The following is a 24,662-nucleotide window of genomic DNA, read 5'->3' on the forward strand; positions in this document are numbered from 1 at the left end:
CCGGCTCGCTCAGCCGCGCTCATTGCGGTAATCGCCGGGCGTGGAGCCGATCCGCTGCTTGAACACGGTCGCGAAATGCTTGGGCGTTGGATACCCGCACATGGAAGCTACCTCGTATATTTTCAGATTCGTCGTCCTCAGCAATTGCTTGCCCCTCTTCATCCGTTCGTCGATCACGTATTCGATATAGGGCTTGCCCGTTTCCCGCTTGAACAGCGTGGAGAGATAGTGGTAATTCAATTGCACCTGGTCGGCGGCTTGCTGCAGCGAGAGATCCTCGTTCAGGTTTTCTTGAATATAGGTTTTCACTTGCCGGATAATGTGGCTCGCATCGGTTGGCGAAGCTTCGCCTTCGACGCCTTTGCGCCACTTCTCCAGGCTTTGCGCGAATTCGATATTGTCGACCGGCTTCAGCAGATAGTCGACGGCATGCAGCCGAATGGCCTCTCTCATGTACAGGAAATCGTCGTAGCCGGACAAGATCAGGAAAGGGATGTCCGGGATGAGCTGTTTCATGTTTTTCATTAACGTGATGCCATCCATATCGGGCATGCGAATATCGGTGATGACGAGATCCGGCATGAAGGTCTGAATGACCTGCATGGCGGCCTGGCCGCTCGGAGCCTCTCCCGCAACGACGTAACCTCCGATAATCTCCTCCAGCAATATTTTCAAGCCTCTGCGTATTTGCGCTTCATCTTCCACCAGAACGACTTTAAGCATAAGCTTCCTCCTGTTCTCTCTGCTGCGGAATGCGAATAAGGAACTGACAGCCTCGCGTAATAGCTTCATCCAGCTCAATCCCATAGGCCTCTCCATAAATAAGCTGCAGCCTGCGATGCAGATTATGCAGCGCAAAGCCCTTGGTCACGTTGCCGAAGCGTTCGCTTTCTTCCGGGGAAGCGGCGCTTTCCCTTGCGATGCAGGATCGGATATGCTGACGCTTCTCTGCAGTGAGCGGCGGCCCGTCATTATAGATCTGGAGGATGAAATAGGGACTGTCGTTGTATGTGCGAATTTCGATTAAACCTCCGGAATCTTGAATGCCATGCTCGATGGCGTTCTCGACCAGGGGCTGAAGCAGCAGCTTCGGGACGAGACAATCATGCAGCTCTTCGTCAATGTGAAGCCGGGTCGCCAGCCTTCCCTCGAAGCGGTAGGACATAATCTCCAGATAGGCCTGCACGAACTTGATTTCTTCGATTAATTTGACCGGCTTCTTGCGCTTGTCGATTGTATAACGCTGCAGCTTGCCGAGATTCGAGACGATGCGGCTGATCTCCATTCTTCGATGCTCCAGCGCAATCATGTTAATATACTCCAGTGTGTTGTAGTAGAAATGCGGGTTCATCTGGCTCTGAAGCGCGGACAGCTCCGAGGAGCGCTCGCGGTCCTTCGTCTCGCTCAGCTCTTGCACGAGCTGATTAATCTCTTGGACCATGTGATTGAAGCCTTGCGACAGCTCTCCGATCTCATCCTTCGTCGTGACTGCGGCTCGCTGATCCAGAAAGCCCTTCTGCACGCGTCTCATCTTCTGCTGCAGATGGCGAATCGGACTGACGAGCTGCTTGGAGGCGACAATGGCGGCGATATAAGCGATGAGCAGAGCGCCTAATGTAATGGCGACCGTGACCAGGGTCAATTGCTGAACATCCTTCTGCAGATCATCGATCGGGATGAGACCGATGGCGGTCAGCTTGGTCTGCTTCGAGGTGAAGTAGGAGCTTAGGTAGATGCTGCCGTCCAGTCGAATGCGGTTGTCGGCGAGCGTTTTGACATGGACGTTGCGGGATTCGTAAGGATAGATAATCGTTCCCGCCCCGTCGGTTACGAATACCTTGCTGTTGTTGTTGATTTGGATGGAAGCCAGAATATCGCGGAACAGCTGGTCGTGCATATCGATCTTCACGAAGCCCAGCGGCGCGTTCGTATAAGGCTCACGAATCAATCTGACGACGGAGAACATCACATCCTGATTCGCATTGGCATAATAATAGTCTTCCTGATGGGGAGGCAGCAGAACGAAATCGCCGTCGGCCTCATAGGCTTGCTCCATCCATTCTTCATTGGCCTGCGTCCACCTGTTGCGCACCGAATTCTCCATGTTGCTGAACAAGGAGCCGTCGAGCGCGAACAAATAATAGCCCCGTATCTCCGGACGGTCGTAGGTGAGTGAGGAGATGAATAATTGCAGCTTGTTCAGCTCATCCGTATTGTAGGGAGAATAGACCTGCGGATCGCGATGCTTGCCCAGGACGGCCATTACATCGTTGTCGTAATAGGGAACGAGCGTCAGGCGATTCAGATCGTCGATGCTTTTGTCGATGCTCTTGAGGCTCTGCTCCATGAGCTGAAGCATATACTTCTCCGAGTTGTTCTGAACCGTATTCGAATACTCCCTGTAGGAGACAATGGCGGTCAGCGCCAAGGGAGCCGTGATTAGGATGACGAATAAAAGGATGAATTTGACGCGAAGCGGGAATGTTAGCGTTTTCAACAATGGAGATCACAGCCTTTTGTCTGATGTCTTCTTTCATTATCCCGATATTAGGCTTAGCAGGCAATCCGTTAATTGTAGAATTAGTCTGTTATTTTTGCGGCAAGAAGTCCGAAAGCGGATCATTTCGTCTGCAGACGTTTCTTCAAGGCGCAGTCCAGTATTGTGTTTTTTACGAGGTATGAAAAACAAAGAGGGCAAATTATTAGATTGCGGCGTTTGAAAAAAAGAAATCCAACTATCTATTTCTGAAGTATCAGGATCGGATAAATCGATACTGCTTCCATAGTCCCATCATATCCGTACAAAAAGTATTTTTCACATTCTGGATCTAATGGCGAAACAGTAAATCAGAACGATTTCGAAATTGCGTGTACAAGAGATCGGTAACGAACAGATTGTGTTTCCTGCGACTAAGGCTCAGAAGGAAATATTCCAAGCTTTTGAATTAGAGGAGCCTGTGTCGTTATAATTTTGGGCGGGAATTTAGGATCAAAGTAAACCATGTTAAAAAAACAATTTCGCGATCGCGCACAAAAGACTTTGACGTTTGCAGGGACCGGCGTTATGCTAAAAAAGGCTCTCGCGGAGCCAATTAAACGTTTCGACAATGCGGGAATGAGGAATGTACATGCGGATAAAATGTTGCTTGCTGATTGTCCTTGCATTGTGGGCGGTTGGCGCAGGACTTGCAGATGCCAGCACGGATACCGTTAAGAAGCTGATCGCGGAAGACGAGGGAGAACTGTACTCCGTCAACGATTACATGGAGATTTTAGAGGATAAGGACGGGGCATGGACCCTGACGGATGTACAGTCGCCGGAGTTGCAGAGCCAATTCAGGCCGGTGGAGGGCAAAAGCTCTTTTGGCTACAGCAAATCGGTATATTGGATGAAAGCGACGATTCGCAATGAATCCGGGAGCGAGAGCTGGCTGCTTAGCCTGCAAAATCCGCTGATGGACCACTTTAATGTATACTCATCCTCACAAGCGGAACGGATTACACACCACTACCCTTCCTACAGCCTTCAACTGCCTCCTTTTTCAGATACAACAATCTATATGCGTTTTGAAACGCCGGGGGCCTTTATTGTTCCACTGCAGCTAACGGAACCTGCCGCCATTTATGAAAAGACTTCATTGGAATTTGTGCTGTATGGCCTATATTACGGCATTATTTTGACTATTGTGATGTATATGCTGTCGCTCTACTCGTCGATTCGCAATATCGCTTACATCTACTATATCCTTTATATTTTATGCTACAGCGCATCCCAATTTATTTGGGACGGACTGGCGCTTCAGTTGCTGGGCGACAACTGGTTTACGACCGGTGACGACGGAGTCCTGTTTGCTAGTCCTACAAGCACCTACGAATTCTTTTTTATGCTGAGCGTCTGGTTTGGCTTTCTCGCAACGCGAAGGATCGTCAAACCTGCCGCTTTTTCACCATGGCTGGACCGTCTATGCCGCATTGTCATCTGGCTATGCCCCGTCGGGGCTATCGGCAACGCTTTTTTCTACACATACGGATTAACGACCCTCTGGTTCAACTTCAAAATTGTCGCCATCCTGATGCTGCCGGTTGTAATCGTCGGCTGCGCCCTGCGAGGCAGTTGGCTTGCCCGCCGTTTGACGATTGCCATTGTGCCGCTGTATGCCATTGCCCTGCCAAGCTCTCTTCTTTCAACAGGCATTTTGCCGGATAATCTGTTCACCCATTTTGGCATGCAATTTGGTTCGGTTATTGAATTTATCATTATGTCGATTGTTCTTTACGAGCAGGTTAGGCAAATGCGCGAGAAGCAGCATCGCGTGCAGAAGGAGCTGGCAAGCACGCTGGCGAACTGGAACAAAACGCTGAAGTTAACAGTAGAGGAGCAGACGGAAAGCCTGAAGCGCTCCAACGACGAGTTGATTCTCGCCGAGCAATCCCGCACCCGTCTCCTGCAAAACATGTCGCACGATATCCGCAATCCGCTCAACTATGTTCAGGGCGGCATTCAGGCGCTTAAGCAAAAGCTTGTCCAGGAGCAGGACCGGCAGCAGGAAATTTTGGATAATGTATATAGCAAGGTCATTGAGGTAAATCATTTCCTTGACGAAATGAATCGGATTGAAGAGGAAGAACGTCCTCAGAGTCTTGAAATGGTCATGTTTGCGGAGTGGATTGACGATATTTTTGGTGAAATGTCCACCGACATCCGTTACGGAAGCTTGCGATGCGACATCATTGTGGAGGTCCAGGAGGATACCGATGTGTTGATCGCCCCGCATGCCGTCAAACGCGCCATCATTAATCTGGTGCATAACGCCTGCAAATTTACGCCCTCAGGCGGACTGATTATCCTGAAGGCAACGCAAGAGGCCAAATGGGTAACGGTGACGGTTGAGGACACAGGGCAAGGCATTGCCGCCGAGCGCCTTCCCTATATTTTTAACCGGCATTACATGGAAAATAAGGAGCGCGGACGCGGGCTGGGCCTGGCCATAACCAAAGAAATCGTCGAACGCCACGGCGGCCAAATCAACGTCTGGAGCGCCGAAGGCAGGGGCAGCCGCTTCTCCTTCACTCTTCCCAAGGTGCAGTAGCTTCCCCTAGGGCTGGTTTGCAAACACGTCTTAAGCCGATGTCACCGGCTCAAATTTGTATCCAAATCCTTTTACGGTATGAATGTATTTCAGACCTGCGGCGTCAGGCTCGATTTTTTTGCGGAGATTGTAAATTTGCGTCTTGATCACGTCGGGATTGTAGGCGGATTGGTCGTTCCAGACCAGCTCGTACAGCTGCCTTGGATGATAGACTCTGCGCGGATTTTGAGCCAAAACGATGAGCAGATGCAGCTCCTTGGCCATCAGGAGGACAGGCTCATCCTGAACACTCACGGTAAGCCGCTCCAAATCAATGGCCAGCCCAGGGAAGTGAAGTTTGTTTCCTTGCGTTTTTGGCTCCTTGTAGGTCTTCAGAAGCTGGCTCCACCGCAAATGCGAATGAACTCGTGCCAGCAATTCCAGGTGATCGAAAGGTTTGGTCATATAATCATCGCCTCCAGCCTGGAGCGACAGCAGCTTTTGCTCCCGCTCGACGTTGCCCGTCAGGAACAGAATGGGCTGATCATACAAGCCCCGAATACGGCGGCATAATTCCCTTCCATCCATCCCCGGCATCGAGATGTCCAGAATAATCAGGTCGGGCTGAGGCCTGCCTTCCTCCAGATAAGTCAGGCATTGCTCCGCATCATGAGCCTGCCACACTTCAAAGCCTTCGGCCGTCAAAAAAATGCTAAGCATGTCCTGTACTTCGCGATCATCGTCCACTGTAAGAATCGTTGTCACAATTGCAACCCCCTATGCGGCAGGCCTCTGCAATAGGCCGTGCTTGTTTTTCCGCCGCGATTCTATTCTATATTATCGACTGAATCGCAACCGGGCAACAGGAAGATGAAATCCGGATGGGACATTTTACCCCAATTTTACTTCACTCCGTTAAAATGCAACAAAACAAGCTTTCATTCGACAGACACCAATCGAGTGAAAACAGGAAGGTTGGAGGATAGACATGTTAACGGGAGCGTTACTGAAGTCCAAGAAGTGGATAGGCATGCTGCTTGTGGCGGCTTTGCTTGCGGGCTTGATGCCCGGTTATGGATCAGCCAGCGCAGCTACAGCAGAAGCGGAGGCTGAACTCGCAGCCGCCCTGTCGACGCTGCTCGCGCAACAAGGCGAAACGCCGGCCCTGCGGGAAAGCGCAGTCGCGCAGCCGACTGATATCGCTGGCATCTGGGCACAGAAGCAGGTTGAAGATTGGATCAGCAAAGGGCTCATTTTCGGCTTCCCGGACGGGACGTTTAAACCGAATAACAAGATTAGCCGCGCGGAGCTGGCGGCGATTGTCAACCGGGCCTTCGGCTTCTCGGAGCAAGCATCGGGCAAGTTCGGCGACGTGTCCGACTCGAAGTGGTATGCGGCGGATATTGCCAAAGCCCAGGCAGCAGGTTATATGCAGGGAAACGGCAACGGATCTTTCCGGCCGGAAGCTCCCGTATCGCGCCAGGAGGCTGCGGTTGTGCTGGCCAAGCTGCTTAAGCTGGATACAGCAGACACCACCCTGGCCGATAAATTCAGCGACGCCCAGTCCATTGCGTCATGGAGCAAGGGGGCCGTGGGGGCAAGCCTGGACGCCGGATTAATGACCGGTTACGGCGACAATACGTTCAGACCGGCTCAGCCCATTAGCCGCGCAGAAACAGTCGTTATTCTGGATCGCGCGCTGAAGCTGGCGACCGGCGGTACGGATACGGCCGACCTGCCTGCTATTTTGGTCCAAGCCGGTACATACGGTCCCGAAAACGGAGAAGCCACATACGCCGGCGACTTGACGATCGATTCGCCTGACGTCATCCTTCGCAACGTGAAAATCACCGGTGATCTGGTGCTCGGAGAAGGAATCGGAGAAGGCGATGTCACGCTGGACGGCGTCACTGTTTTAGGAACAACAACCGTAAACGGCGGCGGCAAAAACAGTATCCATCTGCTGGACTCCGCAATTACACGAATTGTTATTACAAAGGTGGACGGCCAGGTGCGGGTAGTGGTGGAAGGCTCCACCGCCGTTGACCAGGTGACGATAACAACCGGAGCCACCCTGCAGGTTGTGGGAGGCAGCGGCGCCAGCTTCGGCACTGTCGAAGTATCGACGACTGGAGAAGTGACGCTTAGCGGCGATTTCCCCAATGTCGTGCTTGTCGCAGCGGCAACGGTTACGGTGGCAGAAGGAAGCGTCGGCAATTTAACGCTGACGGATCTTGCCGCAGGAGCAACGATTGAATTGAACGAAAAAGCGCAGGTATCCAACCTCAATGCGGGTTCTGCGGCCACCATTTCCGGAGAAGGCGCAATCGCCAACGCAACGATAACGGCAGCGGGCGTCACCATGGCTCAAAAGCCGGAAACAATCGCGATTGCACAAAACGTCTCCGCCCAAATCGGCGGGCAGACGGTGCAAGCAACACCCGCGTCGACCGGGGCAACTCCTACACCAGGTTCAACCGCATCGCCTGGACCATCGCCAACGTCCCAGCCAACCGAGCCGCCTGTAACGACGGTGACGTTTGTATCGGTAACGATCAGCAGTCCTTCAACAGACGGCCTTACGATCTCGCTTGTTCCTCCAGTGCCCGGCCTTTCGATGGCGGACCTGATTCTAACAAGCTCAGGCGGATACCCGACCTTCAATTCCGCCTTAAAAACAAATGACAACGGCTCAACTTATCACTATTCCGGTATCTTCCGGGGCGGCGATACGTACACGCTGTCCATTGCCAAGTCGGGCTATGGCTTTGGCGGCAGTAAAAGTATTGCCATTCCCGATCTGACTGTCTTCACAGGCGCAATACTCAGCCCTGACGGCCAAAAAGTGACCATGCTGTTCAACAAGGAGCTGGCAAGCCTGCCGGCATCGCCCGCCGGCTTTGCCGTCTCCTCCGGCGGAGAGTCTATCGATATCGTCTCTGCGGAAAACACTTCCAGCGTGCGCGTTGATCTCACTTTGGCTAATCAAATTACCGCTCAAGATTTCGAGCTCTCCTATACGCCCGGCGCGGTTACCTCAACGGACAGCAAACCGCTCGTTTCATTCCATACATCCAGCATTCTGGATGGAACAACAGCGGCGGGGATCGTTAGCTACAGCAAGCTGCAGGAGAAATCGGCCGCCGAAGCCGCTGCCGCGCTTCAAGAGCAGAACGACGGTTCCTTAACCGGAGCAGAAATTGGAACGGCTTTGCTGGAAGGCGGATATTCAGGCGTTGATGTCGTGAAAATGTTAAGCGAGGAAAACTATTTCCCGTACCCCGATACAACTGCAATCTTCTTGATTGAGCAAGGGTACGGCGTTGTCAATACATTGGTTACGCTGGAGGAAGCTGGCCTGATTACCTTGGGAAATAGCGGCTTCGGCAAGGCAATGCGTTCGATGGGCATTACGGCCAAAGATCTTTTCAAAGCCATGAAGTTTAAGGGATATGGCATTGATGCGGCCTATGAGGAATCGGGATATTTCGATACCACCGAAAGGTATACGGCGCTGCGCCAGGTATACGGCTTGTCGGAGGATGAGCTGGCTGCTTTCCTGAACGAAAAATTGATTTCCGCCCGTCAGGCCGCAGCTTTGCTCCAGGCAAGCAACGCAAGTACGGAATCATCCATTGTGACGGCGCTGAAACGCGCGAGCTATACGGAAGAGCAGGTCGGTGAAATTTTGAAAGCGGCGGATGTGTTTAACGTAAACGCATACCGCGCCGTGTCGCTGCTCCTAGACGCAGGCTTCGACATGCAGGCCGCAGCCAAAATCATGAGAACCTACTACGATGCCGATGCCAGTCAAATCGTTGCCGCTTTTGCAGTAAGGGGCAAGAGTATTACCGATATTATTGAAATCATTGGCAAAGCCGAGCTTGGATTTACGCAAGAGGAGCGTATGGAAGGACTGCGCGCCGCTTTCACGACAAAGCAGGTTGTCCAGCACTATCATAATTGGGAATGGATGGCATCCGATCTGATTCCTTATTTGGCAAATGCCCATTATCCGGTGGAGGAAGTCGAGGAGGCCGTGTCGACTGTTTATGAAGGCAGCAGACTTCTGAACGGCTCCATACAGGAGCTGCTGTGGGATAGCTACAGCATGGCTGAGGTCGCAGCAGGCATGAAGCGTTCCGGCGACAGCATCAGGGTGATAGCGGAACTGCTCGCCTCCAAGGGCTACAAGAGCGTATTTGCTGCCGGGGATGAGGATGATACGATTGTCGATTTGCTGATTCAGGCCGGCTTCAACGTTGTCGAAATCGCCCAGTACCTGCGTCCGTTCGGCGGCAGGAACGATATACTGACAACAGCCGATATGGGCCGAGTCCTGATACAGCTGAAGGAAGCAGGCTTTACAGCGGTCGAGCTCGCGAATCTGATGGAAGTAATGCTTCAAAATTCGTCGCTGCGCTCTGGAGGTGCGGAAAGATTCGTCCTTCTGATGTATGATATGACGAATTTGACAACCGATACGGGGCGTACGTTGACCAAGTTCAGCAATGAGGACATTCCTCGCGTGCTTGCGGCTAGAGGCCTTGAGCCGAAGGATATGAAGAGCCCCTTGTCTTATCGCTTCCCTGTTACTTCAGACATCGCCGGGCTTCTGAAAACAAGCTTTGATCTCGATGCAGCCGAGCTGGTCGAGGTTATCCGAACGTCGAGCAGCGCATTTTGCGGCTCTACTTGCAGAGTGAATGAGCTGCTCCGGATCATTAAAGCACTGTATAGCAATTTGACTTACGAAGAAGCCGCATCGGTGTTGTACAGCTCGGGTCTGTCCGTCCAATATGGGGAAGTGGTGTTTAGAAATGACCTGATTAACGGAGTCCGGGAAGTGTACGGAGGAAATCCCGACCTCGTGCCTATGTTCCGTAAGCTGGGCGAGCCGCTTGGGAATCTGATCACGCTGTCCGCATACAGCAATAGCCGTTCAAGCTACTGGAGATCGAATGGCTACACAGCCGTGGAGGTTCTCCCTTACTTGAGTCTTGGCTCGATTGGAAATCTTCAGGATTTGAACAGCGCAGGCTACAGCCTGGAGGAGATTTTGTTAGCTGCGAGCAAAGTATACGGCGAGTCTGCGGTTGCCAATCTCACCGCAACCACTCTTTTCTCGGCAGAGGCCATTGCCAATGCCGCAGCCGAGGTGCTTGGCCAAAACCCCGAGGCGATACTGGCCAAGCAAATGCGAAGCAACTATGCCTGGGCCTTCGATACGGCAAACGCGCTTCGCGCAACCTATCTGGTAGAAGACCCGGTTCAAAACGCGATACTGCTGCAAGGCGCCGGATATTCGAGAGAAGAGGTGCTAAAGGGCATCTTTAACGCCTTCTTGGCGGGCAATGCCTTTACAGAAGAAACGTATACAACACTGAATGCTGTTATCCTGAGCCTGTACAGCGATGTTGCCGACCCGCTTGCCTTGAGCCTGCAGGTTACGGATTCGACTGCGCCTTCCAAAGGCGTTCATATCTTCCGCGGTATCGGATACACGCCCCAGCAGATTGTAACGATCCTAAAGGAGCAGTATCAGCTCAGCGCTAAGGATGCGCTTGCGACCTATCTGAAGGTCGGCGGCGCTACGCCGATTACGATTTTGACCGCTGTTTCTGCCGTCTACAATGTCGAAGCGGCGTCCTTCCTTGCCGCACAGGAGAAGCTGGACGGCAAAAACGCATATTTGACCAGAACGCTGTTAAAGAGCATGTATGACTATACCGATGAGCTCGCTATTGCTAAAGCGCTTGAGGTCGGCGGTTATTCGCAGGAGGAAGTGCTGGCGGGGATGTTCAACCAGTCCAGCAACCGTCATATCTTGGTTGCCAGCGTCCTGAAGCAAAACTACGGCGAAACCGACCTTGCAGTCGTTTCCACATGGCTGCGCAATTTCGGGGAATCCACCATAAGCACCTATGAGGCGCTGCGAAGCGTCTATCCGGAGGCAAGCACTGGCGACGTTATTACCAAAATGACGAATAGCGGCTATAACATCTATACGATATTCGGTCAGCTGCTGAATCGGCCGGAGAGCGATGCAAAAAACGACTCGACGATTGCCGTTGTGCGCGGGCTTGGCATGGAAGCCAGATACGCCATGGGTATGCTGCAGGCATGGGGATACTCGTTGAGGGATCAATTCAGCAAGCTGAACGCAACAGGCGGCTATACCTTCCGCGAGCTGGGCGACGCCATAAAAACCAATGGAGGAGACACGCTGGAGGTGGCACAAGCATTGGCCAGCGTTGGCTTTACCGTAAGAGAGGTTGCGCGGATTGTCTACGGCATGACGGAGAACTATCAGTTGACTGCTCTGTACCTGTACGGGGCTGGCTGGTACGACCCGGCTGTCCTGGCAATGGGGCTGCTCGAGGTTGACTGTCCTCCAGAGGATATCATCACTGTACTAAGATCAATGGTTGATGATCTGCTACTGGACTTTGTGCTCCTGAAAAAGATTGAAGCGCCGGTTCCGAACTGGACATCCACTTATATGGCCATTCGACTGTCATGGACAGAGATGTCCATGAACGAGCTGGCCCAAAGCTTGATCAGAGCGGTTGATAACGACGAATACAGGGAAACCGACATGTATTGGGGCGTACATGCACTCGTGGAAATTGGATTGTTCGACAAGATTAAAGATGATCTTCCATCCGACGCGGGAAATTACATGTTTGAACGCAATGACGGCATCCCATTTATGGTGCTGCGGGAAGCAGGGCTTGGCGCAAACCGGGCGGCGGGCCTCATGCAAGACCTTGGCATTAAGTGGCAGCCGGCCATCATGTTCCTGATTCAGGCGAATTACAGCTCAGGCGACATCGCGTCCGCTTTCCTTTCGCACTATGCGCTGGATGTTCTTCTCTCCGTTGCGGAGATCATTGCATCAATTGCGACAAGCGTCAGCGACGGGAAATGGGGCACTATTCTAAAGCTTCTCAAGATCGTGGGGCAGGTTGCCTTCAACGTTGGCATGAAAAACTACCATAGCGATCTAAGCGGCAATCCGGATAGGTCATAACGCAAAAAAACTGGCTTGGGAGCAATCCCGGGCCAGTTTTTTGCGTTGAATAAAGCTCTCTGTTTCAATTCACGCTTCTGTGCAAGGAGCGACTTGGCAATAGGTATCCAAGCCAAGGTGTAAGCTGCAAACGAAAATCACCCAAAAGCGGCACTTGAATTTTTCCCATTCCGTGCAGGGTAAGGCCCCCGAAGGGCGGCAAAAAATCGAATCATGCAGCAACCAACTTCATCAATAATCAGCAGGTTAGTATGCAATAAACAATTGTCTGGATATATGGGAAGGAGCATAAAAAACCCTGCCTATAAAAAAGGAAACATGCAACTTCAGATGACCTAACACCGTTTATTGTGGTAGAAATTTCAATAAAATCAATGATCAAAGAAAGGGATTGAACTGATGAAGAAAATTCAAGTTTTTCATGGAGCAATGGCAACATCACAGGACGTTTAGCGGCACACCGCAGGGTGGTTTATGCGAAGCTTTGCATAACCTTTGTTACAATGATAAGGTGAAAGACAGGAAAAGGGTGACTGAGAGACTGCGATACATAACAGGCAGGGGGAATGATGGGATGACAGTCGGTATATTAGCTCATTTGTTGGGGAGTCAGCCATATAGGCAGTTAGCCGGGAAGGTGGCGGAGCATGGCTTCGATTATGTTCAGCTTGCGCTGTCCAAGGCGATAACGGATGTGGATTGCTCGCTCGGCAAGCTGAGCCCGGGAATGGCCAATGAGATTGGCGGCGCGTTCGCCGATGCGGGAGTGGGGGTCGCGGTTCTCGGCTGTTATGCGAGCCTGGTCGATCTGAATGACGAGGTTTATCGCCATAATGTGGACCGGTTCAAGGAGCATTTGCGCTATGCGCGCCATTTCGGCTGCGGCATCGTGGCGACGGAGGTTGGCGGCCCGGCTCACGGGGAGAATGAAGCGAAGCATTGGGAGCGGCTAAGCTTGGCCATGGAGGAATTAGTGGAGGAAGCCGAGCGCTGGGGCGTAACGATTGGTCTCGAAGCGGCGCAAGGCCATCTGATCGATTCCGTCGAGACGCTCGCGGCTACAATAGAACGTTTCCCGTCCTCCTCGGTCGGCGTTGTGCTCGATCCATGCAATCTGCTGAACGAGAGCTTGTTCGAGAAGCAGGATGAGATTATTCGTCAAAGCTTCGAGCAGCTCGGGCCGCGAATTGTAAGCGCCCACTCGAAGGATTGGAAGCGGGGCGCCGACGGCAAGCTTGCAGGAACAGCCGCCGGTCTTGGCGACCTCAATTACGGGCTGTTCTGGGAGCTGCTCGAGAAGCAGAAGCCGCTTGGCTTCGTGACGCTCGAGAGCGTTGAAATGGCGCAGATGGCCGACGCGGCCCGCTTTGTTCGGGAGGGCAGGGAGAAGGCTCGTTAGCGTTAACCTTACTTGTGCTCGGCGAATCTCCACCAGGCAACCGTACCGGCAAACCCGGCTGCTGCTGTGAGTGCAAGAATGCTTATGCTGATGAATCCGATATCAGCTCCTGTGAGCAGCAGAATTGGAATGGTCCAAGGGAAATAAGAGCCAAATCCCAATTGCACGATAACATTGGATACGATGACAATGACAAATGTCAGTCCGATCGGCGCAAGGTACCCCCTGGTGACATTGGCCATGAAGGCGCTGGTTGTACTGACCGCCATTGTGAGCAGCGAGGTTGTCATGAAGATCAAGAAGATATGGAGCATGAGGGCTATCGACCCTCCGCTGACGCCAATCAGTGCGCCGGCCACTAAGACTATCGCAAAGGTGAAGACAGCCAGCAGCATATTCCATATCGTGACCACGATGAATTTGGATAGTACGCTATACGATTTGGAGATCGGCTTCACGAGCAGATCCTTAATGGTGTGGTCCGTATATTCCCGTCCGAAGATCCATGCGGAGGTGAATGAGAATCCAACTACCAGCAGAGAGGCGATGGAACCGAGCAAGTCCGAAAGATAGCTCTCCCAACCGACGCCATGACTGCCCAATAAACCGACCATCAAGGGCAATGCTGTAAATACGGCAAGAACAATCCAGAAAACAGTGGAACGCCAGACCTTAAGTCCTTCATTATAAACGAAAGAACGTATCATCATGATTGCCTCCTCCCTGCAGTGCGTATCGTTCGGAGGAAATAACCCTCCAGTTGTTCCGTAACAACGCTTAATTGCGTTGGCGGCTGATTGGCTTGCACCAACAGCTCCGCTATTTTATCGGGCTGCTCTATCGCGCGGCCCCCCTTCACGATCAGACGACCGTCGGCGATTACTGTATCTCGAAATCCGTGCTCTGACAGAATATGCACCATCGCAGCCTTGTCAGGTCCATCCAATACCAAACTTTTCTCCAGAGAATGCTCCAACTGATTCATGTTCATGTCCTGAATCAGAATTCCCTTGTGCATAATCGCGATTCGGTCGACTAATTTGGACAGCTCCTCTAATAGATGGCTGGAAATAAATAAGGTCACGCCGAAGTTGCCGGATAAATCCAGAAGCATCTCTCTGATTTCTACCACGCTGGCTGGATCCAGTCCATTGATGGGCTCGTCCAGAATTAAAATTTCCGGGTTGTGAAGCATGGCTTTCGCCAATCCCAGTCGTTGCTTGTTCCCCAAAGAAAGATGTTTGGCCTTCTTGTGCTTGTGGGCGGTCAGATCAAGCTTCTTAATCACGCGGTCAATGGAGCCTCGGTCGGCTATCAATTGCATTCGGCGGGCAATGTCCAGGTTCTCCGCAACGGTCAGCTCCGGATAGGCGGAGGCCTCCTCCAAATATCCGACTTTGCTCCAAAGCTTGTAATTGCCGGAGTCAACCTTGCTTCCCAGCATGTAGATACGACCGGCGGAAGGTTTAAGCAACGAAAGAAGCATTTTGATCGTTGTGGTCTTGCCGGCCCCGTTCAACCCGAGAAACCCGACGATCTCCCCGCTCTTCACCTCAAGCGAAAGATCGCTTACGGCGTGGTATTCACCGAAATTTTTGCTGACGCCATCCAGTTGTATCGCGATGGAGCCGCCTGTTCTTCCTGTTCTCATCTCTAACCACTCCTGACTGTATAATGTGGAAGCAGTGACTTCAAAAGAGGTCTGTTGCAGTATAAGCTTCAAATATCAATTGAATCTCAATTCCTGCGTGAAAGTGAAGTTGATTTTCAGTTTACTTTGGGACAGTATAATGGGGAGTAAAGGAGGGGCCGCGGTGTTTGATATTCTGGTTGTGGAGGATGACAGCAATACGCAAAAGCTGATATGCGCCGTGCTTAAGCGCGGCGGCTATAACGCCGTTATTGCTAACAATGGGCTTGAGGCGCTGAAGAGGATGGAGACGCGGCGTTTCGATCTGATTGTGCTGGACCTGATGATGCCTGGAATGGATGGCTATCAATTATGTGAGGAATTACGCGGCGCGGGCGATCTCATACCGATTCTGATGGTTACCGCCGCTCAGGAAAACAAGGATAAGCATAAAGGCTTCCTTGCCGGAACGGATGATTACTTGACCAAACCCTTTGATGAGGAGGAGATGCTGCTCCGCATCAAGGCGCTGCTTCGCAGGGCCCGGATTGCCAGCGAGCACAAGCTGACAGCGGGTGAAACGACGTTGGATTACAAGGCTCTAACGGTAACAAGAGGAGACGAGCATATTTCACTGCCCCAAAAGGAGTTTTATCTTTTGTTTAAGCTGATGAGCTTTCCCGACAAGATTTTTACACGCCTTCAATTAATTGAAGACATTTGGGGCTTGGAAACGGAAAAGGATGATCATACCTTGAACGTACACATCAACCGATTGCGCGATAAATTCAGAGATAATCCCGATTTTGAAATCGTGACGGTTCGGGGTTTGGGGTATAAAGCGGTGAGGCGCGCATGAAGTCGGTTGGAAGGATCTTGCCGAGAAAAGTCGGCCTCGCATTTTCCTTGGTGGCGTTAATATTTCTGGTCATGGTGCTGTCTATTGCGTCCGCGGGCTTGCTTGCTTATTTGCTTTATCGGGCAGGAGCGCTTGACATGAGTCGGACAGATTCGTATCGAGGTATTTATGTCTTGCTTTACATCAGCATTTTTCTTGGTGTTGTCATTGCCGCTCTGCTGAGCAGGCGCTCTGTCAAGCCGATTCGTGATCTGATGGAAGCGACCGACAGAGTAGCGAAGGGTGATTTCTCCTCCGAGGTGGAGGTGAAGGGCAGTATTGTATTCGAGCTGGATGCGCTGGCTGCGAGCTTTAACAAGATGGTGCGGGAGCTCCAGGGAATTGAAACCTTGCGCAGTGATTTCGTGCGTAATTTCTCTCATGAATTCAAAACCCCGATTGTCTCCATTAGCGGCTTTGCCAAATTGTTAAGAGAGGGAAATGTCAGCGATGAGGATAAACAGGATTACTTGAATAGCATCATTCAGGAATCTGAGCGATTGGTTGACTTATCCTCCAGCATCCTCAGCTTGTCGAAGGTTGAACATACGGAAATTTTGAGCGAGCGGACCGTTTATCGTCTGGACGAGCAAATTCGTCTTGCCATCCTGCTAATGGAGCCGAAGTGGAGCGCCAAAAACCTTCATTTGGATATCGTGTTGGAGGAGGCCGTTGAACTATTCGGAAATAAAAATCTGATTCAGCAGGTTTGGATCAATCTTCTGGACAATGCGATCAGGCATACGGAAAGAGGAGGAACGCTTAAGGTTGGTTTGTGGCGGAGCGGGCGAACGGCAGTCTTTCGACTTGAGGATAACGGCTGCGGAATGAGCGAAGAGACGATGCGCCGCATGTTTGATCAATTTTATCAGGGCGACGCCTCTCGCTCTATGACGGGGAATGGCTTGGGGTTAACGCTGGTGAAGCGAATTGTCGATTTCTGCGAAGGAACGATCGAGGCGCAAAGCGAGCTGGGTAAAGGCTCGGTGTTTACCATTACGCTGCCGCTCGGAATGGAAGTCGCAGCAGCCATTAGAGACCAACCGGCTGTAGACGGAGTGACATGAGCGTTCTTGATCAACGAATCGTAACGTCTAACGTAGAGGTGCGGGATAGGGGGCGAGAGGAAGGGACGGCATTCCCCAATTCCAGTACAGCTACGATTTTTTCTTGCGGTCGTATCCCGAAGGGCAGGGCTCCTTCCCCGCTATAGATCCATTCGGGAACGGTTCTGCGTACATGCCAAGGCTTGGTTCTGGCCAGCAAGAGAAAATTTTGAATTAAACAGCAAACGGCTGCATAATCCTCCTCACGCTTGTGAGGATTGCTTTCTTCTTCAGCGACTATGACAAGGAAAGCCGATGAAGCATGGTCAGGAGAGAGATGAAGCTTCGCCGCCGCTTCTTCCCCGGCTGCAAAGACGAAGCGCCATGGTTCTCGAAGGCCGTCATTCGGCGCCCATACGGCTACGTTCAACAAGTCCAGCACGCTTTGCTGAGAGATAGCCGAACTGTTCGTCCCCAATCGAGGCTTGGAATTCGGTACGACTGCCGTCCATTTCTGCTCGGCAGGAGTTCTGTTCCGGGCCCGCGGCGCTTTCTCGAAGTAGCCAATATTGAGAATTCCCGCAAATCGCTCTCCGTCTTTCAAGCCGATTTCACTGAAGAAGGCAGGAGTATACAGGAGCTTGTCCGTATACCACAGCATGCCAAGCCCGGCATCCCAACTTAGCAATTGGAAATTTTGCATAAGGCTGCAAACCACGGCATAATTGGCGTCGCCTTGTCGGGGGTCGCTGGCCGCTTCTGCAATGAACACCGCTACGGTTGGAGTGTTATTTATTTGTTTAACGAGGAAATCAATCATTTTCCCCGGAATAAGCCTTCCAAGCGCGCTGTCCGTCACTTTGGACAGCATACATTCGCTCAGTCTTTTGCGCGATTCCGGAGTGCTGTAGAGGATGCATCGCCATTGCGCTTTCTCCTCCATCTCCAGCAAGTTCACGGCTTGATGCAATAAGTTGACAATAACATCCGGCGGTACCGTCGTCGCTTTGTACTTGCGTATTGATCGGCGTTCCATGATGACTTTCGAGAAGTCCATGCTAATTCCTCCTTTTCGTGCGGGGATGGCAAATCGAAATATTGTTAACAATGAAACTATATATTGAGAGAGATAGGTTTGTCAAACTTATTTGAGCAATGCTAATAAATTATAATGATTGAAAGATTGATCTTCAACGAAGCTTTGATTATTATTATGCTGAATGTTATTATTGTTTCGTTATGAACGATAATAGAGCGCAATTGAAATCTATAAGGAGTTGAATCCTGTTTTCTGAAGGGGGCAGTGCAATGTCGGAAGGTATCAAGCGATTGCTGTATGAACGGTTTCTCCACTTCACCCATGTCACCGAACAAATGTTTACGGCCGAGATTGACGAGTTTGTCGAATTCGCGAAACTACAGGGTATGACCTCCATTCCGAATAATTTGACGAGCGTTCATGTGATTGATTGCATTGGCAATCATGAGCCCGTTAACAATACGACTATAGCGGAGAAAATGGACTTATCCAAAGCGAGCATTTCTAAAATCAGCGCCAAGCTGCTGCAGGAAGGGTACATTAAGCGGAGTCAACTGAAGGATAATAAGAAAGAAATATACTTCAGTCTTTCTGCAAAAGGAAGACGGATATTCGATGCGCATGCCGAGATGCACGAGCTTTTCGAGCAGAGATTCATGACCGTCATGAGCTCGTTCTCGGAAGCGGAGCTGCAGGCTTCTTTGAAGTTTTTCGAAACGATGCTGGAGAAGAATCAATATATGATCAAAGGCGATGAAAAGGCGTGAAAAAACCTTGATTCACCCATAACCGGATGAGATCAAGGTTTTTTCGTCGCTCCCTGCGTGTATGGTTGTCCCGGGCCGCGCCTTAAGCTGCCACGTCGCGTTTCGTGAAGAGAAGCCAGGCCAGCAGCTGGAAGACGACGTAATAGGCGACCAGCATGGCGATGGAGAAGCCAAGCGTCATATCCGGGCGCAGCGGCGTGCGACCGTCCATGTATTGCGTCAAGTCGATGTTCGAGAATAGGAGATACTTCACGAAGGCGAATCGGCTCAGCAGCTCGGACAGAGCATTGCCGATCAGCATGAACAAGAGCGACATAGCGATCGCCATGGATGAGCTGCGGAACGCCGCAGAGATCATGAAGGCCATCGTGACGTACATGAACAGCGAGATGATGGATAGGCCGTATTCTCGGAAGACATGAAGCAGCATGGAGCCTTCATGAACGGCTCCCCCGGCATCGACCGTCAGATACGGCTGTTCCACTCCGCCGAAGCCCTCGAGTAGGCCTCCGGCGCCGAAGGCGGCTCCGAAGCAGAGCAGAAGCAGCAGCAGGGCGAACGCTAATGTGGCGATATATTTGCTCAGCAAAATTTTCGTTCGCGAAGCGGGAGCGACAAGAAGAAGCTTGACCGTCCCCCAGGAAAATTCGGCCGCTATCATATCCGCCGCGATGACAACGGTCAGAAGCGTTACCAGAATAATGAGCGAGGCGGAGGAATTGACATAATTCCACAGATTCAGCTCATACGGATTAATGCCATGCTCGATGTAATAGTCGTTCTTGGCGAGCTGCTCTTGCATCCAATGCTGATCGCCTTCTCCTAAATCAGTGTTCTCGGTCAAGGTTTGCTCGTAATTGGCGTTCTCCTCGGTCAATCGCTGCTCCCAGCCCGTTGAATCCGTTTTGCCGGAATCCCATTTCATGACGCCGCTCATGAACGAAACGGCGAGCAGCAGGATGGCGACCATGGCCCAGGTTCGCGGGCGGCGGTAAATCTTCATATTTTCATTGCGAATCAAGTGGCTTAGCTTAGACAACCGACTCACCTCCCGTAATTTCCAAGAACTGATCTTCCAGCGTTTGCTGCACGGCATGAATACCCAGAATATCGATTTCCGCATGAACAAGCAGCTTGGCGATATGAGGAATAACCGATGGATCCGCAGCCGCTTCCAGCACGCCATCGCTCTCAACAATCGGTATCGCGCCCAAAGCAGTCTCCAGAATTTGTTTAGCGGCAATCATATCCTGCACCATTATGCGAATCTTCGACTGCGCGTGCTTCCGCGCTTCCTGAACGGACTGGATGTCGATCAGCTTTCCCGCCTGAATGATGGCGACGCGATCGCACATCAGCTCCATCTCGGAGAGCAGATGGGAGGATACAATAACGGCGAGACCTTCTTCCTTCGCCAGCTTTCGCAGATAGTCGCGCAGCTCCCGTATGCCCGCCGGATCAAGGCCGTTCGTCGGCTCGTCCAGAATGAGCAGCGAGGGACGATGCAGAATCGCCTGAGCGAGCCCAAGCCGCTGGCGCATGCCCAGCGAATATCGCTTCACCTTCTCGTGAATCCGATTCTGCAAGCCCAGCAGCTTGACCACTTCGTCAATGCGTTCCTTCGTCACGCCGCTGTGCCGTCTCGCGCAGTGTATGAGATTTTGATAGCCGGTGAGGAATTTATACATCTCCGGATTCTCGACGATGGCGCCGATATGCGTCATGGCGAGCTCGAACTGCTGCCTCACGGATACCCCTTTAATATAGATTTCTCCCTTGCTCATGCTTATGAGTCCGACGATCATGCGAATCGTAGTCGTCTTGCCCGCGCCGTTCGGGCCAAGGAAGCCGAACACTTCGCCAGCGCGAACGTCGAAATTCAATTGGTCGACGATCCGCTTCATGCCGATCTTCTTCGTCACATCCCGGAGCTCCAGCACCGATTTCTCCATATCCAAAAGCCTCCCGTAAGTTTCATCTATCAGAACTATACCGGAACACAGCTGCTGGAAGAACAGACCTCGGTTGAGGGTTTTCCCCTACTAAGGTCCAGGTCCGGTATGCTGCGTCCGGTTAGAAACTGGCGGCAGTCCCACGGTTTAGCCTTTTTTTCATCAAGCGTGCATTGCTATTGAAAATTGGTATACTGGTTGTAAATAGCTGAACGGGAGGTTCGCGCGCCATGGCATCCGATTTCATTTTGTCTCGTGAATTGAAGCTGCATGTCCGTTATGCGGACGAGCTGCATTACCGGGAGTGGACGATGCCCGATCGCATCATTACGGATTATCTCCTGCTGCATATCGCGGAAGGAGCGGCGCTGCTGCATATGGAAGGCGAAGCGTATGAGCTCGAGCATGGTCAGTTCGTGCTGGTGCAGCCAGGGGTTGTTCATCGCTTCGAGTCGCTCGAGCCCGTGACGTTCATGGCGATGCATGTGGATTTGTTTCCGCTCGAAGCCGGACAAATACTGCCCATGTTCATTTCGGCAGAGCAGCTGGAATCGCTGACGATAGGGCAGCTGCAGCCCTCGCTTGCAAGCTTTGCCGATATTGAAGTGCCGCTCCTGATTCGGCCCGCCAGACCGGAGTGGATGATCGAGACGCTTGGACGGGTCATTGCCCATTGGGGACGCAATAATGCGCTGGATCGGCTGCAGGCGCAGGTTTGCGCGACAGAGATCGTGATCGATATCTTGCAGCGCTATCTGGTTCACAGCAAGAATTCGACGGATCTGACCTGGGTTCCGGCTTATATGCAGTATCGCTTGTCCGAACGCATTACCGTGGAGGAAATGGCACAGAAGGCGTTCATGTCCCGTTCTCATTTCTCGCAATTGTTCCATGAGCAGTTCGGCATCGCGCCTCATCAATATTTGCTGCGCTTACGGCTGGAGACGGCGATGAACCAGCTTGCTACAAGCGATTTGCCGATGAAGGACATTGCGTTTCGTTACGGCTTCTCAAGCGTTCACCACTTCTCGAAGATGTTCAAGCAGCATTTCGGTCAGCCGCCTTCTCATTACCGTGAGTTGCAATGAAAAGACGTTTTGATAACAGATGAATTAGAGGCAATATACGTTTGCCGAGGTGTAAATTCTCGAAGGCAGACGCTAAGAGGAAATGCTCACCCTGACGAATTGCGAGATTTATATTCGCGGTCCGGACTGCAAGAAGGGGGGCGATGAGCGCCATATCGGCGGTTATGACATGAGGTGTTTCAGAAGTGAGTTTGTTCTAGGAATTGAAGTGTTGAGACGTCTCCGGGGCCGGAATGCGCGGTCTCGGTTATAAGTTGCTTTCAGTCAATTTTGTAATCAATTTATCCCCTCACATTGACAGGGAGGTTTATATTTTCTAGAACATAACTACCGTCTTGAAGCAATTCATACCCAGCAAAATACTCTTTTTCCAACTCGATTAGATTCCATACATTGCTATCTTCAATATAAATCACTATGGATAGATTTTCTTCATTATTTGGATCATGGGTTTTGATCCAATATTTATCTTCATTAGGGTTACTCCCTTTTTCGTCAACCATGATATAAGAAGCTATTCCAGTTTTTTTTAGTTGCCCGCTATTTTCATTAGTGCAACTTGTACAAATAATCAGAGTGGTAATGATTAAAAAAACGAAGATATATTTTGTCACCGGATCACCTCATCCAAAGTTATATCATATCAAATATCGTTTATATTATTCACCTCTTATATTCAATGAGAAAAAAGCCTCTTAACATTTACCGAGTTTATGTCTAGCGTTATGTGCTCAGAATGTTGAGACATTTCACGATGGGTGTAGACATAGACGAATAAGAAGACTATGCTTCTTCAACGATTAAGTATAAAGGAACTATGCAAAGCTAGACTTTGCATAGTTCCTTACTGCTTAGCTTCTTCTACGTGATCGAATACTTAGTTCGCTATAACCTTTTGCATCTAAGAAATTACAAATAAGTTTCAGGGTATTTTGTGTTGGTGCAACTATGAGTTCCTAGCGCCCTATGTGTTAAATTTCCCCATCAATTCCTTTTTCATCTTGAGAAGCTCCGCTTGGTAGACTGGAAGGTGGAGTATAACTTATGCTTAGAAAGCTAATGCTTATACCAATGGTAAGTGGGCTTGAACTAGAACCTTGTTCTACGTGCGAATAGTTAGCAATAAATCTATCATCATTTGAATCGACATTATATACTCGCATACCAATAGCACCTTTTTTAGAGTTTAATACATAACCGGACCATGTGTCACTATTAAATCCCCATGCTGCACCAGAAAGTTCTGTTTTTTCAGGGGTTCCTCCACAATTGCCGTTTTCATTCCAGCCGCCAGACTCACTTCCATAATAGGTCTGACAAAAGTAATGTTGAGGGACAATATTCCACCCATCAGGAATTGCCATACCGTAATTATCATTATCGATAGCTATATTTTTGCTCCAAATAAAATTGGCATAAATATCAAATTCGTATCGGCTCTCATCACTATTCCAAACCGAAAACGACAATGTATCAAGTATCAAATCCGAATTAGGAATCGTGTAGGGAGCAAATTTTGATTGTTTCTCGACTTCAATAAGTTGATTATCCGGGTCCAACATATATTGCTTTTGAGTATGTGAAGAAAACTTAAAATTGGCCCCAGCACGTTCGACTATTGTCTTTTTAAGGCTAAAATCCATTTCTGACAAAACATCTTCTGGTACCTCAGCATTCCTTAGGAAGGTATTTAAATTTTCTTCTGAATTTGAAATTTTTGATTCAGCAAAAGCGTTTGAAGGCATTAACATAATACAACAAACTAAAATGGAATATACAATTTTCTTAATGTTGTTCATTTCGGTTACAACACCTCTCAAATGGTATTTTAAATAATGTCCCTCTGGATAATAACTTCGCTGGGAACTTGGAAAACTGCCCCACCTCCTTCCAGTTGAAAAACATCTCCTTATTAGCAGATTACCTGCGCAAATATATAAGTAAAATTTAACATAATTATAATGGTTTAGTGTTTTATTGATTATGTAATTTATCATTTTCGGTCTAAAAACTATTTTAAAAGATGATATTATGCGTAATAAGGATTGGTTGTAATGCTATCAAAAAAGTTTTTTTATTTAAATGGTATTAATGAATCAATTTCACTTGTATTTGGTTCTTAAGTTTCACTTTAGATAGGAAAATTTGTCGAAGTGTGTCGATGACTAGTTTAATATAATTCTGACTCGTAAAGTTCCAAAGCCATATTGAGAAATTAAAGGATTTTGTATACTAGAATTTTGCATAAAAAATCGCATTCAGTATGAATAACAGGAAAGTCAGAATTTATATAAGTGGATTTCCGCCAGTTTAGCTCGAAGTAATTAGATAGACTCGACAGGGTGATCAAACATTAGGGACGCAATAATGCGCTGGATCGGCTGCAGGCGCAGGTTTGCGCGACAGAGATTGTAATCGAAATCCTGCAGCGATATCTGGTTCACAGCAAGAATTCGACGGATCTGACCTGGGTTCCGGCTTATATGCAGTATCGCTTGTCCGAACGCATTACCGTGGAGGAAATGGCACAGAAGGCGTTCATGTCCCGTTCTCATTTCTCGCAATTGTTCCATGAGCAGTTCGGCATCGCGCCTCATCAATATTTGCTGCGCTTACGGCTGGAGACGGCGATGAACCAGCTTGCTACAAGCGATTTGCCGATGAAGGACATTGCGTTTCGTTACGGCTTCTCAAGCGTTCACCACTTCTCGAAGATGTTCAAGCAGCATTTCGGTCAGCCT

The 24,662-nt window shown here is 50.2% G+C and carries 18 protein-coding genes; 8 read left to right on the forward strand and 10 right to left on the reverse strand.

The genetic code is table 11. The annotated features are described in order from the left end of the window. Positions 1-9 precede the first annotated feature (9 nt). The gene (locus HFP08_RS17170; RefSeq protein WP_168121831.1) at positions 10-723 is read right to left on the reverse strand and encodes a response regulator transcription factor; all 714 of its coding nucleotides are present in this window, start codon (positions 721-723) and stop codon (positions 10-12) included. Beyond that, a complete protein-coding gene (locus HFP08_RS17175) occupies positions 716-2,500 on the reverse strand; it encodes a cache domain-containing sensor histidine kinase (RefSeq protein WP_168121832.1) in 1,785 nt (594 codons plus the stop codon). Before HFP08_RS17175 ends, HFP08_RS17170 begins: the two co-directional genes overlap by 8 nt. A 628-nt stretch (positions 2,501-3,128) precedes the next feature. On the opposite strand from HFP08_RS17175, the gene HFP08_RS17180 reads away from it, so the two are divergent. After that, a complete protein-coding gene (locus HFP08_RS17180) occupies positions 3,129-5,090 on the forward strand; it encodes a sensor histidine kinase (protein WP_168121833.1) in 1,962 nt (653 codons plus the stop codon). Positions 5,091-5,120: 30 nt separating this feature from the next. Here HFP08_RS17180 and HFP08_RS17185 read toward each other — a convergent pair whose 3' ends face one another. Further along, positions 5,121-5,834 (reverse strand): response regulator transcription factor, encoded by a 714-nt coding sequence (locus HFP08_RS17185; protein ID WP_168121834.1) that lies wholly within the window; start codon positions 5,832-5,834, stop codon positions 5,121-5,123. 223 nt (positions 5,835-6,057) lie between these two features. Here HFP08_RS17185 and HFP08_RS17190 point away from each other — a divergent pair, with 223 nt between their 5' ends. Together HFP08_RS17190 and HFP08_RS17195 are read left to right on the forward strand one after the other, a co-directional pair. Then, the gene (locus HFP08_RS17190; RefSeq protein WP_168121835.1) at positions 6,058-12,102 is read left to right on the forward strand and encodes an S-layer homology domain-containing protein; all 6,045 of its coding nucleotides are present in this window, start codon (positions 6,058-6,060) and stop codon (positions 12,100-12,102) included. Between the two features lie 574 nt (positions 12,103-12,676). Beyond that, entirely contained in the window at positions 12,677-13,501 is an 825-nt protein-coding gene (locus HFP08_RS17195; RefSeq protein ID WP_168121836.1) for a sugar phosphate isomerase/epimerase family protein, read from the forward strand. Between the two features lie 8 nt (positions 13,502-13,509). Here HFP08_RS17195 and HFP08_RS17200 read toward each other — a convergent pair whose 3' ends face one another. Together HFP08_RS17200 and HFP08_RS17205 are read right to left on the reverse strand one after the other, a co-directional pair. Next, complete coding sequence (locus tag HFP08_RS17200; RefSeq protein ID WP_168121837.1) at positions 13,510-14,211, reverse strand: ABC transporter permease; 702 nt, start codon at positions 14,209-14,211, stop codon at positions 13,510-13,512. Continuing rightward, positions 14,208-15,152 carry an ABC transporter ATP-binding protein gene (locus tag HFP08_RS17205; protein ID WP_168121838.1) on the reverse strand — a complete coding sequence of 315 codons (945 nt, stop codon included), beginning with the start codon at positions 15,150-15,152 and terminating at the stop codon, positions 14,208-14,210. The genes HFP08_RS17200 and HFP08_RS17205 overlap by 4 nt, the downstream gene beginning before the upstream one ends. Before the next feature lie 163 nt (positions 15,153-15,315). On the opposite strand from HFP08_RS17205, the gene HFP08_RS17210 reads away from it, so the two are divergent. Both HFP08_RS17210 and HFP08_RS17215 read left to right on the forward strand, forming a co-directional pair. Then, positions 15,316-15,990 carry a response regulator transcription factor gene (locus HFP08_RS17210; RefSeq protein WP_168121839.1) on the forward strand — a complete coding sequence of 225 codons (675 nt, stop codon included), beginning with the start codon at positions 15,316-15,318 and terminating at the stop codon, positions 15,988-15,990. Then, positions 15,987-17,096 carry a HAMP domain-containing sensor histidine kinase gene (locus HFP08_RS17215; protein ID WP_168121840.1) on the forward strand — a complete coding sequence of 370 codons (1,110 nt, stop codon included), beginning with the start codon at positions 15,987-15,989 and terminating at the stop codon, positions 17,094-17,096. The genes HFP08_RS17210 and HFP08_RS17215 overlap by 4 nt, the downstream gene beginning before the upstream one ends. Before the next feature lie 10 nt (positions 17,097-17,106). Here HFP08_RS17215 and HFP08_RS17220 read toward each other — a convergent pair whose 3' ends face one another. Further along, positions 17,107-18,132: a nitroreductase family protein gene (locus tag HFP08_RS17220; RefSeq protein WP_168121841.1), complete on the reverse strand. Its 1,026-nt coding sequence runs from the start codon at positions 18,130-18,132 to the stop codon at positions 17,107-17,109. A 251-nt stretch (positions 18,133-18,383) separates the two neighbouring features. Here HFP08_RS17220 and HFP08_RS17225 point away from each other — a divergent pair, with 251 nt between their 5' ends. Next, entirely contained in the window at positions 18,384-18,881 is a 498-nt protein-coding gene (locus HFP08_RS17225; protein ID WP_168121842.1) for a MarR family transcriptional regulator, read from the forward strand. Between the two features lie 82 nt (positions 18,882-18,963). Here the strand turns inward: HFP08_RS17225 and HFP08_RS17230 are convergent, their stop codons facing one another. Beyond that, complete coding sequence (locus tag HFP08_RS17230; RefSeq protein ID WP_240941522.1) at positions 18,964-19,920, reverse strand: ABC transporter permease; 957 nt, start codon at positions 19,918-19,920, stop codon at positions 18,964-18,966. Beyond that, the gene (locus tag HFP08_RS17235; protein ID WP_168121843.1) at positions 19,913-20,833 is read right to left on the reverse strand and encodes an ABC transporter ATP-binding protein; all 921 of its coding nucleotides are present in this window, start codon (positions 20,831-20,833) and stop codon (positions 19,913-19,915) included. Before HFP08_RS17235 ends, HFP08_RS17230 begins: the two co-directional genes overlap by 8 nt. 230 nt (positions 20,834-21,063) lie before the next feature. On the opposite strand from HFP08_RS17235, the gene HFP08_RS17240 reads away from it, so the two are divergent. After that, positions 21,064-21,921, forward strand: a complete 858-nt coding sequence (locus tag HFP08_RS17240; RefSeq protein WP_168121844.1) for a helix-turn-helix transcriptional regulator — start codon at positions 21,064-21,066, stop codon at positions 21,919-21,921. Between the two features lie 281 nt (positions 21,922-22,202). Here HFP08_RS17240 and HFP08_RS17245 read toward each other — a convergent pair whose 3' ends face one another. Beyond that, entirely contained in the window at positions 22,203-22,535 is a 333-nt protein-coding gene (locus tag HFP08_RS17245; RefSeq protein WP_168121845.1) for a hypothetical protein, read from the reverse strand. A 357-nt stretch (positions 22,536-22,892) separates the two neighbouring features. Continuing rightward, on the reverse strand, positions 22,893-23,720 hold the full coding sequence (locus HFP08_RS17250) for a hypothetical protein (RefSeq protein ID WP_168121846.1): 828 nt from the start codon (positions 23,718-23,720) through the stop codon (positions 22,893-22,895). Between the two features lie 684 nt (positions 23,721-24,404). Here HFP08_RS17250 and HFP08_RS17255 point away from each other — a divergent pair. Beyond that, positions 24,405-24,662: helix-turn-helix domain-containing protein (locus HFP08_RS17255; protein ID WP_168121847.1), on the forward strand; the 258-nt coding region annotated here is incomplete at its 3' end.

The sequence above is a fragment of the Paenibacillus sp. HB172176 genome (assembly GCF_011947265.1).
Lineage (GTDB): Bacteria > Bacillota > Bacilli > Paenibacillales > Paenibacillaceae > Pristimantibacillus.

What these genes read in the sequence shown, in the direction of transcription:
- HFP08_RS17195 (WP_168121836.1), top strand. Translation starts at nt 12,677, where the DNA reads ATGACAGTCGGTATATTAGCTCATTTGTTGGGGAGTCAGCCATATAGG.
- HFP08_RS17215 (WP_168121840.1), top strand. Translation starts at nt 15,987, where the DNA reads ATGAAGTCGGTTGGAAGGATCTTGCCGAGAAAAGTCGGCCTCGCATTT.
- HFP08_RS17250 (WP_168121846.1), bottom strand. Translation starts at nt 23,720, where the DNA reads ATGAACAACATTAAGAAAATTGTATATTCCATTTTAGTTTGTTGTATT.
- HFP08_RS17235 (WP_168121843.1), bottom strand. Translation starts at nt 20,833, where the DNA reads ATGGAGAAATCGGTGCTGGAGCTCCGGGATGTGACGAAGAAGATCGGC.
- HFP08_RS17180 (WP_168121833.1), top strand. Translation starts at nt 3,129, where the DNA reads ATGCGGATAAAATGTTGCTTGCTGATTGTCCTTGCATTGTGGGCGGTT.
- HFP08_RS17190 (WP_168121835.1), top strand. Translation starts at nt 6,058, where the DNA reads ATGTTAACGGGAGCGTTACTGAAGTCCAAGAAGTGGATAGGCATGCTG.
- HFP08_RS17225 (WP_168121842.1), top strand. Translation starts at nt 18,384, where the DNA reads ATGTCGGAAGGTATCAAGCGATTGCTGTATGAACGGTTTCTCCACTTC.
- HFP08_RS17205 (WP_168121838.1), bottom strand. Translation starts at nt 15,152, where the DNA reads ATGAGAACAGGAAGAACAGGCGGCTCCATCGCGATACAACTGGATGGC.
- HFP08_RS17170 (WP_168121831.1), bottom strand. Translation starts at nt 723, where the DNA reads ATGCTTAAAGTCGTTCTGGTGGAAGATGAAGCGCAAATACGCAGAGGC.
- HFP08_RS17220 (WP_168121841.1), bottom strand. Translation starts at nt 18,132, where the DNA reads ATGGACTTCTCGAAAGTCATCATGGAACGCCGATCAATACGCAAGTAC.
- HFP08_RS17200 (WP_168121837.1), bottom strand. Translation starts at nt 14,211, where the DNA reads ATGATGATACGTTCTTTCGTTTATAATGAAGGACTTAAGGTCTGGCGT.
- HFP08_RS17240 (WP_168121844.1), top strand. Translation starts at nt 21,064, where the DNA reads ATGGCATCCGATTTCATTTTGTCTCGTGAATTGAAGCTGCATGTCCGT.